This window comes from Bacillus sp. FSL P2-0099, from assembly GCF_038007445.1.
GTDB lineage: Bacteria > Bacillota > Bacilli > Bacillales > Bacillaceae_G > Bacillus_A > Bacillus_A mycoides.
The window spans coordinates 1851792-1872220 of the sequence record NZ_JBBOXE010000001.1; the positions used below are offsets into that span (position 1 = coordinate 1851792).

The 20429-nt window shown below is 32.6% G+C and carries 3 protein-coding genes and 1 pseudogene; all 4 read left to right on the forward strand.

What is annotated here, in order from left to right; translation table 11 throughout:
* Positions 1–11 precede the first annotated feature (11 nt).
* The gene (locus tag MKY90_RS09490; protein ID WP_341091175.1) at positions 12–4496 is read left to right on the forward strand and encodes an amino acid adenylation domain-containing protein; all 4485 of its coding nucleotides are present in this window, start codon (positions 12–14) and stop codon (positions 4494–4496) included.
* Positions 4497–4519: 23 nt separating this feature from the next.
* Positions 4520–7687, forward strand: a complete 3168-nt coding sequence (locus MKY90_RS09495; protein ID WP_063217799.1) for a cyclic peptide export ABC transporter — start codon at positions 4520–4522, stop codon at positions 7685–7687.
* Positions 7671–19910 (forward strand): amino acid adenylation domain-containing protein, encoded by a 12240-nt coding sequence (locus MKY90_RS09500; protein ID WP_341093230.1) that lies wholly within the window; start codon positions 7671–7673, stop codon positions 19908–19910. Before MKY90_RS09495 ends, MKY90_RS09500 begins: the two co-directional genes overlap by 17 nt.
* Before the next feature lie 229 nt (positions 19911–20139).
* Positions 20140–20335 (forward strand): annotated as a pseudogene (locus MKY90_RS09505) (glyoxalase); the annotation flags it as partial.
* Positions 20336–20429: the final 94 nt, after the last annotated feature.

Consider the following 20429-nt stretch of genomic DNA (forward strand, 5'->3'; position numbering starts at 1 on the left):
GTGGTGATAATTTGAAGTATAGAGAATATTTTTCACTAACTCATCCTCAACAAAGGATTTGGTATATGGAGAAAATTAATCCTCATCAGCCAGTGCATAATATTGGGGGAACAGTAAAGATACAAGGAGAAGTGGATTTTGATTGTCTTGAGAAAGCAATTAATTATTTTATAAAAAAAAATGATGGAATCAGGCATCGATTTGTAGAATCGGATGAGAAGGTTCATCAATATGTGGAGAAATATCATAAATATCAAGTTCGATATACTATTTTTAATAGTCAGAAGGATTTAGATGCCTGGGTTCAGCAGGAAGCTGCAAAACCTTTCGATATCAATGAACAAGACTTATTTGATTTTGCTTTGTTCAAGTTACAAGATACTAAAGAAGGGGGATATTTCGTTAAGGTCCATCATATAATTTCTGATGGTTGGTCTATGAATCTTTTAACTGAACAGATTTGTAATGCATACACTCAAATTTTGAAAGGTGAAAAAATAACAGATCAGCTTAATAGTACCTATATGTATTGCCTTGAGAAGGAAGAATCCTATTTAACTTCAAAAAGATTTATGAAGGATAAAAATTTTTGGAATGAGAAGTTTAGTAAGCTCCCAATTGTGAAGCGGAAGAACGAAGTAGATTGTGCAAAGGCAAATAGAAAAACATATTCTTTAACAAATAATCAATCGGATGAAATTAAACAATTTGCTACTGACATAAATGTTTCTGTGTACGCATTCTTTGTTGCCCTATATTATATTTACTTAAATAAAGTAAATGGGCAGGATGATTTAATTATTGGAATGCCTGTACTTAATCGAGCGGGGAAAAATGAAAAAAATATTGTGGGGATGTTAACAAGTACTATGCCATTTCGTCATACTGTTGATAGTGAAATGACAGTCTTAGATTTTATAAAAGGCATTAATCGTGAATTGGTTCGCTGTTATTATCATCAAAAATATCCATATGATGTATTGGTGAAAGATTTGGAATTAAAGAAAAAGGGATACGGTGATTTATTTGATACATGTATTAACTATTACAATACAAAACTTCCTACTGAAATTAATGGTACACCAATAGAAAATGAAGAATTTTACAATAGGAATCAGATTTATTCAATTCAATTGATTATTCGAGAATGGTCTAGATTAGGAGAATATAATCTAGATATAGATTATAAGGATCATATGTATACAGAAAAGCAAATTGAACAAATGTATCTTGGAATCAGTCATTTACTGAATCAGATGTTGGAGTCGCCTAATAAAAAGTTGATGGAATTAGAAATTTTACCAGAAGATATGTGGAATAAATTGATATATGAATTTAATGCAACGAATAGGGAGTATCCAAAGGACAAGACAATCCATCAGCTTTTTGAAGAACAAGTAGAAAGGACACCAGATAGAGTTGCGATTTGCCTGGAAGATAAGGAACTTACGTATCGTGAATTGAATGATAGATCTAATCAATTAGCGAGGTATATATTAAAGAAAAATGTAACAAAAGGTACAGTAATAGGAATATCAACTACGCATTCTCTAGAAACAATTATTGGAATTTTAGGAATTTTAAAAGCAGGAGCGGTATATTTACCTATTGATCCACAATATCCATCTGAACGGGTCAATTATATGCTGCAAGATTCAGATATCAATATTCTGTTCACTAATTTTGATATTTCGCATCAATGGGATCTTTCTTTGTATGCGGTTGAGGTTATCCATATAAATGCAGCTCATATTTATATGGGAGATACTTCTAATATTAAAAATAGAAGTGAGCCGACTGACCTTGCTTACATCATATATACATCGGGTTCTACGGGAAACCCTAAAGGTACAATGATTGAACAGAAAGGATTGGTTAATTATATTTCCTGGGCAAATCAAGTATATGTAGGCGCAAGTGAAAATGAAGTTTTCCCATTGTATTCATCTCTTGCTTTTGATCTTACTGTTACAACTATATTTACCCCATTAATTAGTGGTAATCAGATTATTATTTATCCTGCTGATGCAAACGAATATGTATTATATAGGATATTTAAAGAAAAAAAAGCAAGTATTATTAAATTAACTCCATCTCACCTATTTTTATTGAAAGATTCAGACTTTTCTGGGTGTTCAATTAAAAAAATTATTGTTGGTGGAGAAAATTTAACAGTAGACCTTGCCGCAAACATACAGAAAAAATTAGGTAGAGAAACAAAAATATATAATGAATATGGGCCCACAGAAACAGTTGTAGGATGTATGATTCATCAATTCGATATTGAAAAAGATAAAGGGGTATCTGTTCCTATTGGTGTACCTGCACAAAATATGAAAATATATGTGTTGGACTCCGATCTTCGCCCAGTACCAATGGGAGTTGTTGGAGAAATTTATATTTCTGGGGAAGGTGTTGCAAGAGGATATTTTAACAATCAGGCTTTAACAAGAGAGAGATTTATTGTAAATCCATATTCGGAAAAAGAGCAGATGTATAAATCGGGTGATTTAGCTAGATTTATTGAAGGAGATAAGATTGAGTATTTGGGAAGGAAAGATGATCAAGTAAAAGTTCGTGGGTTCCGCATAGAACTAAAAGAAATCGAAATAAACTTGCAAAAATATCCGAGCATTAAGGAAGTGGTAGTGATTGATCAAGAGGATTATGATGGAAACCGCTATCTTTGTGCCTACTATACTGAGAATGCTAAGGTGAAGACATCCGAACTATTTAGATTCTTAAAAGAGATCTTACCAGTTTATATGATTCCTTCGTATTTTATTGTGTTGAAAGAAATACCGTTGACGTTTAACGGAAAGCTGGATAGAGAGGCCTTGCCGAAACCTGAAGTTAAAATAGAGAAAAAAACTGAAGGTGAGATAGAAAGTGATTTAGTAGGTATTATACTTGAAGTATTAAATGTTGAAAAAGTAAGTATAAGAGACAACTTCTATCATCTAGGCGGGGATTCCATTAAAGCAATTCAAATTTCTTCTAAGATACGTGAGAAAGGGATTAAAATAAAAACAAAGGATATTTTGGCTAATCCAGTTATTGAAGATATGATTTTATATTTAGAAATGACTAGCACAAAAGAGCAGAAGAGTAATCAACAATGTGTTGGTAGTATTGAAACGATACCATCTATCTCATGGTTTTTTTCGCAAGATTTGAACAATATAAACCATTATACACAGTCAGTGTTAGTCAAAGTAAAGGATGACGTTGAGGTTGGGATACTTGAATCGGCATTTAGCTTATTAGTTTGTCATCACGACGCTTTTCGCTTGAATTACCGGATGGAAACGAAGGAATTATTTTATAATCAAAATAATTACAATAAAAAAATAAAAATAGAATCATTAGATTTATCTGAATTATCAAAAACAGAGCAAAGTATTCGTATTGCTAGTATTGGAGAAATATTGAAATCGAGCTTTAATATTGAAAATGAAATTCTTCTTAAAGTTTGTATATTTGATTTGGGCGATTTTGGTAAAAAATTATTAATGACAGCTCATCATTTAGCTGTTGATGGTATATCTTGGCGAATTATTTTTGAAGATATAAATCAATTATATAAACAGATAGAAAATAAGCAAAAAACTTTTTTGCCGCCAAAAGATAATTCGGTACAGGATTGGGCAATTGAGTTAAAGAGAATGAGTAAAAAAATTCCAGAATCAGAAAAGCGATACTGGGAGCATGTATATCAATATGAAGAGAATTCATTTAATGATTTTGATTTAGGATTGGATCGTATGGAATTTTGCGAGAAAATGATTAAGAAGTTAACAGAAGAAGAAACTATGCAGCTGTTACAAAAAGCAAATGAAGCTTATCGAACAAAAGGTAATGAACTAATGATTATAGCGCTATCATTGGTAATGGCTAAGTATATTAAAACAAATGATGTGATTATTGAAATTGAAGGGCATGGGCGTGAAGAATTAAATGATGAAATTGATGTATCGCGAACTATTGGATGGTTTACGAGCCTATTTCCAATTCGGTTACAATTTGAGGATGTAGATATATCACAACAAATTAAACAATTAAAAGAGCAATTGCGTAGCGTTCCAAGTAAAGGTCTAAATTATGGAGTTTTAAAGTATATTTCGAAGGAATTAAGTTCTGAATCTCGAAAGTATGTTCGTTTTAACTATTTAGGTGATTTTAATGCTACATTTTCCAATGGGATTTTTGAATTTGCGTATGAAAATTCCGGTCAAGATAACAGCAATAAAAATGAGATGGATTGTTTGCTAGATATCGTTGCGTATACAGTAGATAAAAAGTTGAATTTGTCGATTACGTATAGCAAAAACAAATTTAAACAAGAAACAATATCGCAATTTTTCATGGAGTATATGAATCAATTGAGAGATTTGATTCAACATTGTTGTCAGAGAAAACATGCTGAATTCACCCCATCTGATTTTGAAACGGCAAACCTCTCGAGTGAAGATCTTGAAAATATATTTAATATATGATATTAGAGAGGAGTCATTCAATCATGATGAGAGTAAAAATGGTTTTGATTACCCTTGTAATATTATTAAATGTACAGATGCTATTTGGGATTCAAATAGCAAATGCAGAGAATGATAGAATGTTTACGGAAAACGATAAAGAACAACTAGACTCGCTTATAAAAAAACAAATGCAAGAAGCCAAAATTCCTGGAATGTCAGTGATAGTAGTCAAAGGTGATCAAGCTGTATATAAAAAAAGTTTTGGCTATTCAAATCTTGAGACAAAGCAACGTGTAACGGAAAAAACATTATTTGAAATCGGTTCGAATAGTAAGGCGTTTACAGCTCTCGCAATATATCAACTTGTTCAAAAGGGGTTAATTGATTTAAAGGACCCTGTTAGCAAATATTTGCAGTGGTTTCAAATGATATATGAAGGTAATTATAAAGGACAACAACTTAATAAAAATGTTGAAATAACTCTTGAACAGCTTTTATATCATACGAGTGGGATCCCTTTTCATACCATTGGGGACATACCTATCTCAAATGACAATGATGCGTTGGAAAATACAGTTAGAGAAATATTAAATCAAAAATTGGAGACATATCCAGGAGAGCAATTCAATTATGCCAGTATTAACTACGATATTCTAGGATTAGTTATACAAAAAGTTACCAATCAATCTTTTGAACAATACGTTCAGAATAATATATTAAACCAATTTAATATGGGTAATACTTTTTTGTTTAGAAAAGATGTCGCTAAATATGATATGTCAAAGGGATATAAAATAGGTTTTTTAAAGCCTATAGAGTTTAATGCACCTATTTATCGAGGAAATACACCCGCAGGTTATTTTATCTCGAATAATGAAGACATGGAAAAGTGGCTTCGTATGCAGCTTGGGATATATGGACTAAGTGATGATCACCAAAAGGCAATTTATAGTACACATATACCAAACAGATCAGTTCCACCATCTGAGGATGGCTCTTCTTATGCCGGAGGGTGGCAAGTTTTTCAAAATGGTCCTGGTGAAATATCACATGCAGGAAGTAATCCGAATTTCTCCTCTTTCGTTGTATTTCATCCTCAAGAGAAGTTAGGAGTTGCGGTGATGGCTAACATGAACTCCGATTACACTCAAAATATTGGCCAGGCTATTATGGACACACTTGTGGGGGAGAGTGTGGTGACAAACGGTAAAGATACGTATAAGAGTATTGATGCCTTTTCTGTTACTGTACTTTTGTTTATGGTTCCTTTTTCAATTATTACTCTATACTTCATTTTCATAGTTATGATTCAGGTGTATAAGAAAAAAAGGAAGTTGGAAAAAAATAAATTTAAAAGTATTTGTATTCCCTTTATAACGTTTCTGTTTGCGTTCTTAGCTGGGTATGCCCTTTATAAAATTCCATTTGTATTTTTCGGGAGACTTTCTTGGGATTTTGTTAATGTTTGGTTACCTATCAGTATGAGTTTTGCGGTATGGGCTACTTTAATTAGTATTGTACTGTTCTGCCTATATTTATCTTTAATAACTGTTTTTCCTTTGCATAATAAGAAAAATTTTTTTCCGATTTTTGTGTTGAGTGTAACCAGTGGTTTTGGAAATGCGATGATTATTTTTATTATTAATGAAGCTTTAACTAGAAGTAATTATTCAAGCAACAATAGTTTGTTTTTATATTTTTTGCTAGGAATTATTACTTATGTATTAGCGCAAAAATTGGTACGGACGCAGTTGATTACCATTACGAATAATCTGATTTATGAAAAAAGGATCCAGTTAATTAACGATATATTAAAAAATCCTTATGAAAAAATTGAAAAAATAGAGTCAGAAAGAATTCAAACCACCTTAAATAATGATACAGAAGCTATCAGTAATTATGCTGCCACCATAATTACTGGTTTGACTGATTCAATTACACTTTTATGTTGTTTGGTTTATTTGGGAGTAATTAATGTTTATGGACTGCTTGTTTCTATTGCAGTTATTTTGGTTGCAGCAGGTATGTATTATGTAGCTGGAAAATCAGCTAATAATCTTTGGGAACAAACAAGAAACATCCAAAACACTTTTTTTAGATATATAAACGATCTCATTGGCGGTTATAAAGAGTTAAGCATAGGAAAGTCAAAACGAGAAGAGTTTGGACAAGGGATGCAAGAGAGCTGTGAGGATTATAAGGATAAGCGGATTCAAGGTGGTCTTAAGTTTGCTAATGTTTTTATTATTGGTGAATTGCTGTTTGTTATGGTAATTGGGGCTGTTACATTTTTATTTCCGCTTTTATTTAAAGGGGTACAGAGTGAGTTTTTAAGAAGCTATGTTTTTGTTTTTCTTTATATGACAGGACCTCTACATAGTATACTCAATACTATCCCTAATGCGATTCAAATGAAAATTAGTTGGAAGAGAATAAATGATTTTTCAAGGTATTTAAAAACCGAAACTAATAAGACAGACGTAAACAGTACTCTGATACCTCAAAGTAAAATAAACATGGAGATTAAAGAGGTAGTATATCAATACGAAAGTGAACATGGAGAACCTTTTCAAGTTGGGCCAATTAATTTTGAACTTAAATCAGGAGAGGTTGTATTTATAACCGGTGGCAATGGTAGTGGTAAATCAACTCTTGCTAAACTAATTACAGGTTTGTATTCTGCAAATAGCGGAAACATATTTGTTAACAATCAAGAAATAAATCAGGAACAGTTAAGAGAGCTATATTCCGCAATATTTAGTGATTTTTATTTGTTTACAAAAGTCTATGGTATTGACTATAGCTCAAAGGAAGAAGAAATAAAAAAATATTTGAAAATATTACGTATCGATGAAAAAGTACAAATTCAAAATGGAGAATTTAGTACAACTAAACTTTCAACAGGACAACGAAAAAGACTAGCACTATTAATTAGCTATTTAGAGGATAAATCTATTTATCTATTTGATGAATGGGCGGCAGATCAAGACCCTGAATTTAGACATTTTTTCTATACAGAACTATTGGCTGAATTAAAGGAAAAAGGAAAAGCTATCATTGCTATTACTCATGATGATAGGTATTTTCATATCGCGGATAAAGTTATCAAGATGGAAAGAGGAGAAATTATAGAAAATATGAAGAAGCATAATTATTTAGATTCATTTGATTGTCTCAAGGAGGAGCTCAATGATGATAAAATTGGATAAACAAAATTTGGAAGATATTCTTGGTTTAACACCAATACAGGAAGGGTTGTTATTTCACTACTTAAAAAATCCTCAAAGTGATGAGTATTTTGAACAGATATGTTTGGGGATTTTAGGTAGAGTTGATGCAGGATTGTTTAAGAAAGCTTGGGACGCGGTTGTCCAAACAAATGAGCAGTTACGTACACTATTTCGTTGGGAAAAAGTGAAAACTCCTGTTCAAATAGTATTGAAAGAACATACCCCTCATATTAAAATAATTGATCTTACACACAAGAGTGAAAGTGAAAAAAATATTTTACTAGAAGAGATAAAAGTTAAAGATCGTGAAAAAAAGTTTAACCTTCGAGAAATACCATTCAGGGTTACTTTGTGCATATTAGCAGAAGAAAGACATGAAATGATTATAAGTAATCATCATATTATATATGATGGCTGGAGTAATGGAATTATTTTAAAAGAATTCCTAAACGCATATCGATGCCTTAGTGAATCAGAAACTTACAATCTGCCTACTAAAAAAAAATATAAAGATTTTATTAAATATATTCAAAAACAGGATAAAGAAAGGCAGAAAGTATTTTGGCAAGAGTATTTAAAAGGATTTAACTCGCAAAATAGATTGGAAGTAACAAAAAAGAAACATAAATCAATTCGAAAAGATCATCAGTATCGCATTCAATTTTCAAGGGATAAGTTGGAAGGATTTGCGAAGGGAAATGAAGTTACTCTTGCCGCCCTTGTTTATAGTTTATGGGGAATTGTGCTACAAAAGAATCATAATATCGATGACATTATTTTTGGCGCAACTATTTCGGGTAGAGCAGGAACATTTAATGGGATTGAAGAAATGGTAGGCCTATTTATAAATACAGTTCCATTAAGAGTTAAAAAGGATTCTAGCGAAACATCTATAGAACTTATCAAAAAGTTAAATAAGACATTGCAGGATTGGGAATTGTATGGGACATCATCTTTAGTAGATATAAAAAAATATAGTGAATTGGATACGGAAATCGACCTTTTTGATACTATTGTTGTTTTTGAAAACTACCCTTTAGATCAGACGATACTGACAAACAAAAATAGAATCGCTTTGAACTCATATTCCACCTTTGAAATGACTAATTATGGCTTATCTATTAGTATAAGTTTGCACAAAGATATTGAGATATGTTTCAGTTACAACGAACAATTATATGAATCATCTAAAATTGAGCGTTTAGCTCAACATTTTACTATAATTGCAGAAGCAGTCATAAAAAATCCTCATAAAAAAATAGAAGAGATTGATATCGTATCTATTGAAGAGAAAAAACAAATCCTTTTGGAATTTAATAATACTCGTAAAACATATTCACATCAGTTGACGATTAGTCAGTTGTTTGAGCAACAAGCGATGAAAACCCCGGATAATGTTGCGATTGTATATAAAAATAGGACTATGACTTATGAAGAATTAAATGCCATATCCAATAACTTATCAAATGAACTGCTTAGAAAAGGAGTGAAAAAGGGTGAGATTATTGGAATCATGACGGATCCATCAATTGAAATGCTAATAGGGATAATTGCTATTTTAAAAGTCGGAGCTGCATACTTGCCAATTGATCCAGAATATCCAGAGTCAAGGAAAATGTATATGATACAGGATAGTCAAACAAAGTTCATATTGACCAGTAAGGATGTAATTAATAAAAACGACTATGTAATTGAAAAATTCAACAATGATTGTATTTTTATATTGGATAATAGTAGAAAATTTTCGGATGAGACTCTTCTACCAAAAGTAAACCTTAGTCCGAATGATTTATTTACGGTTTTGTATACTTCAGGTACTACAGGAAAACCTAAAGGTGTAATGATAGAAAATCGAAATGTTGTTAATCTTGTTCAGTGGTTTGGAAAAACATTTAATATAACGGAAAAAACAAATCTATTACAACTAACAAATTATGTGTTTGATCCGAGTATTGAGGATTTTTTCGGTACATTACTTTATGGAGCGACATTACATATAGCCGAAAAGAATTTAATTTTAAATAAGAAGCATTTTTGTGATTATGTTGATCAACATGAAATTCATATTATTAATTTCATACCGACTGTATTAAAAGAATTATTATGTCATGATCGCAAATTGCAGAGTTTACACACAGTTATTTCAGGTGGAGAAAGACTAGAAGAATCATTAAAAGATGCACTGATTGATAGAGGATATAAATTATATAATAATTATGGTCCAGCAGAAACGACAGTAGATGCTTTAAGTGTTGAATGTTCGGAAAATACCGTCTCTTTAGGGCGGCCGATTTCAAATGTTAGATGTTATATATTAGATAAAGATAAAAATATTAGTCCAATAGGTGTTCCTGGTGAGTTGTATATTGCTGGAGACGGTGTAGGAAGAGGGTATTTGAATCTACCAGAATTTACAAATGAAAAGTTTATGAATGATCCCTTTAATCCAAATGATCGTATGTATAAAACAGGGGACTTAGGAAGATGGCTTCCAAACGGAGAAATCGAGTTTCTTGGAAGAGAGGATCATCAGGTGAAAATCAGAGGGTATCGGATTGAACTTTCAGAAATTCATAATTTAATATTAAAAAGGAACTACATTGAAGATGTTGCTGTAATTGATTGGGAAATTAATAATGGAAAAAAAGTTATCTGTGCATATATTGTTTCCCATGTTCAGGTTAACATGGAGGAACTTAAGGGATTTTTAGCAAAAGAATTACCAGATTATATGCTTCCGTCATACTATATTCAGCTAGAGAGTCTGCCCTTAACTTCCATAGGAAAGCTTGATCGAAGGAACTTACCAGCTCCTCAAATTCATACTTATAAAGGTTACGTTGCTCCAAAAAATAAAGTTCAAGAAGAACTAGTAGAGGTATGGTCTGCAGTATTGGGTCTACATCAGGGGGAAATTGGTATACATGATAACTTCTTCGAATTGGGAGGAGACTCAATTTTAAGTATTCAAATAGTAGGTAAAGCGCTTCAAAAGGGTGTAGAGATTACCGTGAGTCAGATGTTTGAGAACCAAACGATAGCAGAACTGGCGGATTGTATTGCAGATATTAAAGAAAGCTATAGTGAAGATCAAATAGAAGAACCTGAGACTGGAGAAGTGCTTCTTACACCGATTCAAAAGTGGTTTTTTGAGCAAGATTTGGAAAATTATCATCATTGGAATCAATCTGTGCTATTGGAAACACGAGCAGGTATAAATCCGACTTTGTTGCATGAAAGTTTTCGTATACTTACAAATTATCATGATAGTTTTAGGCTCCGTTATTATCAAAGGGCTGGAGAATGGATTCAAGTTTATTCAGAGTCCGATGAGAATGTGTTATTTGAATTACATGATTTTAATAATAGTCATATGCATGAAATTTTATCAAAATTGCAGTATGAATTAAACATTACAGATGGGCCATTAATTAAAGTTGCATATTTTGATTCTGGGGATCAGGAAAAAGGAAGGTTGTTTATAACAGTACATCATCTTGTAATAGACGGATATTCATGGCGACTTATGCTGGACACTCTACAGATGATATATGAACAGCTTACAAATAGTGGCTCTGTTCAACTTCCAGTGAAAGGCCTCTCTTTTAAAAAATGGTCTGAGCATCTCTATGAATATGCTTATTCCAATCAATTAAAAGATGAACTTGCTTTTTGGAAGAACAATGTCCCTTATTCTGTAAATACTATACCTATTGACATGGAAGGGGGGAGAAATGATGAAAACTCTGCTCGTACACTTTCTTTTATGTTGACGGAGAAAGAAACAAAGTATTTACTGCATGACACGTATCAATTATTTAAAATGAGAATTGATGATATTCTGCTTTCCGCACTTTCTAGTACATTAGCAAATTGGAGTGGTGAAACACTAGTTGATTTGGAGGGCCATGGTAGGAATCCTTTGTTAAAAGAGTACGACACTTCAAGAACTGTAGGATGGTTTACTTGTGTATATCCTATTGTTATGGGCGACATTGAAAAAGAGAAGGGCATAGCAGAAATATTGAAGCAAGTAAAAGAGCGGTATCGTGCTATACCAAATGGTGGAATTGGTTATGAAATTTTATATTACTTAGCAGAGAAAGAGATGCGAGGGCAAATTTCGTCTAGGAAAAGGGGACAAATAAGCTTTAATTATTTAGGACAGTTCGAACAAGCAATTAAAAAACAGCAGTTATTTAATATATCGGATGTGAATACAGGACTAACCCGTGATTTGAATGGAATTAGAAGTCACTTGCTTGAAATTGAATGTATGATCGTTGATAAAAAATTATGTGTAGAATGGAAATATAGTGCGAATAGTCATTTGGTTGAAACCATTCAAGGCTTGGCAAAGGACTTTGTCAACAATTTGAAGAATATAATTGACCACTGTCAAACAAAAGAAGGTACATATTTGACGCCTTCAGATTTCCCACTTGTCTCCATAGATCAAAAGAAAATTGATGAATGGATTGAGGTATATAAAAATATAGAAGATATATACATGCTTTCACCTGTACAACAAAGTATGGTTTTTCATCATATCTATTCACCAAAATCGTCAGTAACTGTGGAGCAAACAATATTTTCAATAAAATCAAAACTAGATATTGAGATATTTGAAAAGGCTTGGCAAAAACTTTTAGATAGACATGAAAGTTTAAGAACATCATATCATTGGGAAGGGCTAGAAGAACCTGTACAGATTGTTCATAAAGATCTAAAAATTCCTTTTCAAGTTTTAGATTGGACAAATTTTTCGAAATCTGAAGGATTGCAAAAGTTAGAACAACTTATTGAGGAAGATCGTAAGAAGGGATTCGACCTTTCAAAACCACCACTTATGAGAATTTTGGTCATTAAGCAAGAAGAGTATGCCTATGATGTAGTATGGACGCATCATCACCTTCAGTTAGATGGTTGGTGTAATAGCATCCTCTTTAAGGAACTGGGTCAGTGTTATGAAGCATTATGTGTTGACGAAAAGATAACATTTGGACATGTATATTCATTTAAAGATTATATCGACTGGTTACGTAGGCAAGACAAGAAGAAAGCGGAACAATTTTGGAGAACCGAGTTAGATGGATTTAAAACACCTATACGATTCAATAATATTTTTCCTGCAAAAAATTCAAATCAGTTATCTGCTTTTGGAGATGTAGTATACGAAGTGTCTGAAGACAAACAGCAGATAATTCAAGACTTTACTAGAAAGAATCGGATTACACTAAATACTATGATTCAGGGGGCTTGGGCAATTCTTTTAAATCGCTACTCCCAAGAAACAGATATTATTTTTGGGGTAACTTCATCAGGGCGTCCGGCTGAGTTAGAAGGCTCGGATTCAATAATTGGTTGCTTTATGAATACTCTCCCTTTTAGGGTAAAGATAAATAAAAATGTAAATTTGATTAAATGGCTTAAAGATGTACAACTGAAGCAGGTTGAAATGCGTCAATATGAATATACCTCACTCGTTGATATAAGAAGTTGGATTGATATGCCAAGAAGCTCTGCCTTATATGATTTGTATGAGAGTATTGTAATTGTTGAAAACTATCCATTCGATGTGAAATTGAAAGACGGAATTGGTTCATTACAAGTGAAATCAGTACGTATAGATGAACAAATGGATTATCCTTTGGTTGTTTATTGTAATCTACAACCAAAGCTTCAATTGAAGCTACTATTCAATAGTTCCTTTTTAAATGAAACAGAAGCAAATCAGATACTTTCACATTTAATCAATATTTTGTGGGAAATGCTTGTTAGCGAAGATGGTAAGTTAGAGAATATCTCAATGATTTCCGAAAAAGAACTTACACATATTTTAAGTGATAATAATTCTACTTCATTGGATTATCCTAAGAATCAATGTTTTCAGGATTTATTTACTGATCAAGTAAAATTAAATTTAAACAAACCTGCTGTTATACAGGGGAATGAAAGTTTATCTTACACAGAATTAGATATACTTTCAAACCAGTTAGCGCATAAGCTCATTAAATTAGGGGTAGGGCCTGAAATACCTGTGGGAGTGTATGTTGAACGTTCACCTAAAATGATTGTAGGAATTTTAGCTGTTTTAAAAGCTGGTGGAGCTTTTCTACCTATAGATATGGATTATCCTGGCGAAAGAATAAATTTGATGTTGAAAGATGCCCAAGTACCTATATTACTCACCCAAAATAATTTACAGTCGAAGATTAGAGATTATCAGGGGCATACCGTTTGTCTTGATATAGAATGGGATTCAGTGCTCAAAGAACCAAAAAACCAACCGAGTGTTAGAATTGAACCCCAGAATTTGGCATATATCATCTATACTTCGGGTTCTACTGGTCGACCAAAAGGTGTAATGATGTCTCATGAAGCAGTTGTAAGCCACTCCATTGATATTTGCAAACGTTATGAGCTGACACCGGAGGATCGTGTTCTTCAGTTTTCTTCGATAAGTTTTGATATTTCACTTGAACAGATTTTTACAACACTAGCTGCAGGAAGTTCTCTTGTTTTGCGTGATAAGAATATATGGACTCCTTATCAGTTTTCTCAGAAATGTGTTGAACTTGGACTCTCAGTTGTTAATCTACCTACAAATTATTGGGGCGAAATTGTACAAGAATGGTATACAAGACCAGAAATAATTCCAGATAGTAACCTCAGACTCGTCATAGTTGGTGGGGAACAAATGCCAGCGGAGAAAGTAGGGATGTGGGAACAGTTACCTTTAGAAGATATTATTTTGTTAAATGCATATGGACCTGCTGAAACGGCGATGACAAGTACTTTATATGAAGTGTCTGGAAAAGGAACTAAAAGTGCCGACTTAAAAGTTATTCCCGTGGGGAAACCACTTGCTAACAGGCGCATTTATATCCTTGATGAGAACATGCACCCTTTGCCGATTGGAGTGAAGGGGGAAATATTCATAGGTGGCATACCTTTAGCTAGAGGTTATATTAACAATTCTAAGTTGACGAAGGATAAGTTTATTCGAGATCCGTATTATCATAATTATGGAAAAATGCTTTATAAAACAGGAGATATGGGGAAATTACTTTGCGATGGTAACATTGAGGTTCTGGGGCGGAAGGATGACCAAACAAAAATACGAGGGCATCGAATTGATATAGGAGAGATTGAAGTTGTTTTAAACAAATGTGATAACATAAAAAACTCTATAGTTGTCGTGAAGAATGGAGTAGCAAATGATAAGTATCTTGTTGCATTCTATGATTCCCCCTCACATGGTACAAATAATCAATGCAGTATAAGGGGTTTTTTGCGGAAAAAACTTCCTGAATATATGATTCCTTCTTATTTTATTCAACTAGGAAGCCTTCCGCTCAGTCCGAATGGAAAAATTGATCGGAAGTCCCTAGAAAATATGGAGATTAAAGTACAGTTTGATGAAGAGTATCAAAAACCTTATAATACGATACAACAAAAACTTGTAAGTATTTGGAGGAAGATACTGGGAACTGATGGTGTAGGCATTAATCATCATTTCTTTGAAATTGGGGGACAATCATTAAAAGCAATAACACTTGTTTCTGAAATTCATAGGGAATTTGAAGTTGAACTTCCACTTGGAAATATATTTGCATTTCCTACTATTAAGGAATTGGCTGTAATCATTGAAGAAATGATGGGGAAAAAAGAAACATATGAAGCGATTCGTCTAGCACCACCACAGGAGTATTATGAAGTCTCTCCAGCACAAAAAAGTATGTATATTGTTAGTCAATTGAATGGTGCATCTACAAACTATAATATTACCGGAGCAGTATTTCTTGAAGGGGAAGTTAATATAGTACAGATAGAAAAGGCATTGCAAGCTTTAATTAATCGCCATGAAAGCTTGCGAACATCATTTAAACAAGTACGAGGGAAAATAGTTCAAAAAATCCATCAGAATCCTGAATGGAATATGCAACACTTGTATGCAGATGAACAAAATTTTGAGAGTGTTGTTGAAACATTTATTAGACCATTTGATTTAGAGAAAGGGCCCTTGTTCAGAGCAGCAATTGTGGAGGTGCTACCATCATCGAAATATTTGCTTGTTTATGATATGCACCATATTATATCCGATGGTTTATCAATGGGAATTTTAATTAGAGAGTTTGCATCTCTTTATCAAAAAAATAATTTGCCAGACGTAAGAATTCAATACAAAGATTTTTCAAACTGGCAAAACAAAATGATAGAATCCGGGAACTGGAAACTAAAAGAACTGTACTGGCTTGAAATATTTTCAAAAGAAATACCATTACTCAATTTACCAACTGATTATCCAAGGTTAGATGAGCCAATGTTTGAAGGTGATGTAGTTCAAGTTAATTTGGATGCATATTATACATCTAAATTAAATGAAATCTCAAGCCAAAAAGGAGCTACTCTGTACTCATTATTACTTTCGGCATTCAATATACTACTGTTTAAATATAGCGGACAAGAAGACATTATAATTGGAAGCCCGGTAGCAGGAAGACTGAATTCTGAATTAGAAAATGTGGTAGGTATGTTTGTTAATACACTTGCGCTCAGAAATTATCCTACTTCAGAGAAACGGTTTGAGGATTTTTTGAAAGAAGTTGCAAGCCGCACACTTCAAGCTCTCGAACATCAGGAATATTCATTTGAGATGCTCGTTGATAAGCTACAATTGCGAAAAAATGTGAATCGTCATCCTCTGTTTGATGTGATGTTTGCTTTTGAAAATGTTGATGCAGTAAGGGCGGAAATAGGTGATTTTGAAATTAAACCGTACGAGTATACGAATCGTACATCTAAATTTGATTTAGAGCTGAAAGTAACTGAGCAGGATGGACAACTTCGTTTTATATTTGAATATAGTACAGGTTTGTTCCGTAAAGAAACGATAGAACGAATGGCGGAACATTTCGTTAAAATTATTGATACTATCATAGAGGACATTACTATTCCAATTGAGGAAATTGATCTAGTAACCATGAAAGAAAAAAATAGAATAGGTGTTTTTAATAATACTGATACTTTGTATCCAGAAGAAAAAACGATTAAACGTATATTTGAAGAACTGGTGGAAAAACATCCGAATCGTACTGCTGTAGTGTTTGGACAGAGAACAATAACTTATAAGGAATTAAATGATAAAGCAAATCAATTAGCTAAACACTTGATTAAGAAGGGGGCAGGAAGTGATACAGTAATCGCTTTATTAGCTGAGCCTTCTATTGAAATGATCATTGGACTATGGAGTATTATTAAAAGCGGGGCAATTTATTTACCTCTTGATCCGGAGTTTCCATTAGAACGAATAAATAGCATGATTGAAGACAGTGATACAATTCTTCTTTTGACTCAGTCTCACTTAGTAACTTCTAATGATTTTACTTGTGAGGTTATGGAATTGGAAGATAAGAGCTTATTTTTTGAATGTCCTTCAAATATAGAGGAAAGAAGTACAGTTGATAATCCAATATATATTATTTATACATCTGGTACCACTGGGCTCCCAAAAGGGGTACCGATTAAGAATCAAAGCTTGGTAAATTATATTTCATGGTTCACACGAGAAGCAAGTATAACGTATAGGGATAAAACACTACTATTATCTTCCTTTGCATTTGATTTAGGATATACAAGTTTGTATACAGCTTTATTAAATGGGTGTGAGTTACATTTAGTTCCAAAAGAACATTATATGCTCCCAGAAACCCTTATCACATATTTGAAAGAGAAAAAGATAAGTTATATAAAACTGACTCCTTCACTATTTAATTATTTAGTTAACCATCGTATAGTTGAAGATTATGAGAATTGCATGGCGCTAAGGTTAATCGTATTGGGCGGTGAAGAAGTGAAGTCAGCTGATATTAGTAAGTTTAATAGGGTGTATCCGCAAACTGTAATTATGAATCACTATGGACCTACAGAAACTACTATTGGCGCTCTATTTCACAAATTTAATGCTACTGATTTTGAACTTGTATCCAAGGGAACGGTTATTGGAAAACCAGTAGATAACACGAAAATATTCATTTTGGATAGAGGTCAAAAACTTGTTCCACTTGGAATGGCTGGTGAAATTTGTATTGGGGGAGTAGGAGTGACAGAAGGTTATTTGAATCAAATTGATTTAAATAGCGAAAAGTTTATTACGGTTTCACCTTTGGGACATGAAAAAATCAAACTCTATAGAACGGGAGACTTAGGGAGGCTCACATGCCATCAAGAAGTAGAATTTCTCGGAAGAATTGACAATCAATTAAAAATTCGAGGATATAGAGTGGAGTTAGAAGAAATAAATTCAGTACTGTTGCAACACGATATGATACTTGATGCAATTGTTGTTCCAAAAAAAGATAAAGAAAATAATAATATACTATGTGCTTATATTGTGTTGAAAGAGAATGAGAATGGGTGGGGAATAAGGGAATACCTTTCAAGTAAGATTCCTTACTACATGATGCCCTCTATCTTTATTAAGTTAGATAGAATTCCTTTGACTCCAAATGGTAAGCTAAATTTTAAAGCACTCCCAGAAATTAAGGATGAATTATTGATAAAAACTAATTATGAACTGCCTGAGGATCCAATTGAAAAAACTGTTGCACAAATGTGGGAAGAAACTCTTAATGTTAAGCAAATTAGTATGAATGACTCGTTTTTTGAAATGGGTGGAAACTCATTGTCGTTAATGCTTTTAATGGCAGAAATTCACAAAAAGTTTAGTGTAGATATATCGTTAAGAGAAGCGTTTAAAGCACCAACAGTAAGAGGTATAAGTAAGCATATAAAGAAAAGATCTGAAAGTAAGTATGTGTCATTACAACCTGTAGAAAAGTGCGAATATTACGACCTTTCTTCGGCTCAGAAAAGGATATATACACTACAACAGATGGAAGGGATTGGAACTAGTTACAATATGCCAAGAGCAACCTTACTAGAAGGTGAAATCAATCTGGATAAATTGGAAAAAGCTTTTTGTGAGATTGTAAAGAGACATGAGGCATTTCAAACATCTATTGAAGTAGTAGATGGTGTGCCCAAACAACGAATTCAGGGAGAAGTGGATATAGAAATTAGTTATTCTGTTTTAGATGAACATTTATGTTCTAATCCATCAAGTAAGCTGAATGTCGAACTGGAAAATATAATTGATGAATTTATTGAACCTTTTGATTTAAGTAAAGCCCCTTTAGTAAGAGTTAGGATCATTCGCTTAAGTAGTCATAAACATGTGCTCTTAACAGATATGCACCATTTGATTTCAGATGGATATTCAGTCAATATTTTACTGCAGGAGTTATCAGAATTATATCAAGGAAAACTGTTACAGGAAAACCCTATTCAATATAAAGAATTCGTTTATTGGCAGAATGAGTTTTTAAAGACAAGTGCTGCAAGTCTACAAGAAAAATATTGGTTAGATGTACTTTCAGGGGATCTTCCAGTATTAGATATGCCTACGGATTTTCCTAGACCAATTATACAAAGCTTTGAAGGAAATAGTTTTATTTTTGAGGGAGGAAATGAATTAAAGCAACGTTTAGACAATTTATGTTTAGAAACAGATACGACATTGTACATGATTTTGTCTGCAGCTTATAGTATTTTGTTATCAAAATGTTCCTCGCAGCACGATATAATTGTAGGAATGCCTATTTTAGGGCGGACACATTCTGATTTGAAAAATATCATTGGTATGTTTGCAAATACTATTGCAATTAGAAGTTTCCCTATTGAGAAAAAAAACTTTTCGGAATTTTTGTCAGAGATTAAAGAACAGTTAATTAAAGCGTATGATAATCAAGATTACCAGTTTGATATGATTATTGATAAGTTAAAAATTAAGAGAGACTTAGGGAGAAACCCTATATTTTCTACAATGTTAGCTTTTCAAGAATCTCAAATCAATGAAAGTATAATGGGGAATTTGAAAATGACGCCTGTTCAATATAGAAATAAAATTGCGAAATTTGATTTAACCTTATTTGTAGAAAAAGGAAAAAAAGAGTTGTTTTTTGAATTTGAATATGCGAGTAGTTTGTATAGAATGGAAACTATAAAAAAATTAGCGGAGAATTTTTTAGGTATCTTAGACACGATTAGTTCAAATAAAGAAATAAAATTAGAAAATATTGAGATTGAAGGGTTAGTAATCGAGAATACAGAAATTGAAAATGTCAAATTTAATTTTTAAGATAGATAAGATATTGGTTATTGAGGCTATTCCTAATATGATACTTTAGGAATAGCCGTTTCATATAAATGCATTCTTTAAATATCTATAAAAAATAAAAGGATATATTGTATAGAAAAGGTTAGCTTTTAATTATAATTAAAACGATGATATAGAAGTGGCGATATAAAGGGAGTTCTCTATCATGGAGAGACTTAAAGAAGTGTTTCATTTTGTTTAGGATAGCGGTATCGTAGTTCATGATCTAGATAGTTATACGTTTTTACGAAAAGGTTTGGTAAGGAACAGTAATAGAGCGTTACGTAAGTGAGGTGCTAGGTGTGGAAGGAGAAGTAGTCATTCTTGAAGTGGATGGTGATAGAATTGAATTACTTACATCAACGAATAATATACCTTCTCCAATGGCACGATTTATAAATAAAAAGGTGTTACGTAATAACGTAACACCTTTTTATTTATGTATTTCACATTTTTTTCACAAATGATTCACGAGAACTTTTCTTCTTAGGAAACTTACAT

What these genes read in the sequence shown, in the direction of transcription:
- MKY90_RS09495 (WP_063217799.1), top strand. Translation starts at nt 4,520, where the DNA reads ATGATGAGAGTAAAAATGGTTTTGATTACCCTTGTAATATTATTAAAT.
- MKY90_RS09500 (WP_341093230.1), top strand. Translation starts at nt 7,671, where the DNA reads ATGATAAAATTGGATAAACAAAATTTGGAAGATATTCTTGGTTTAACA.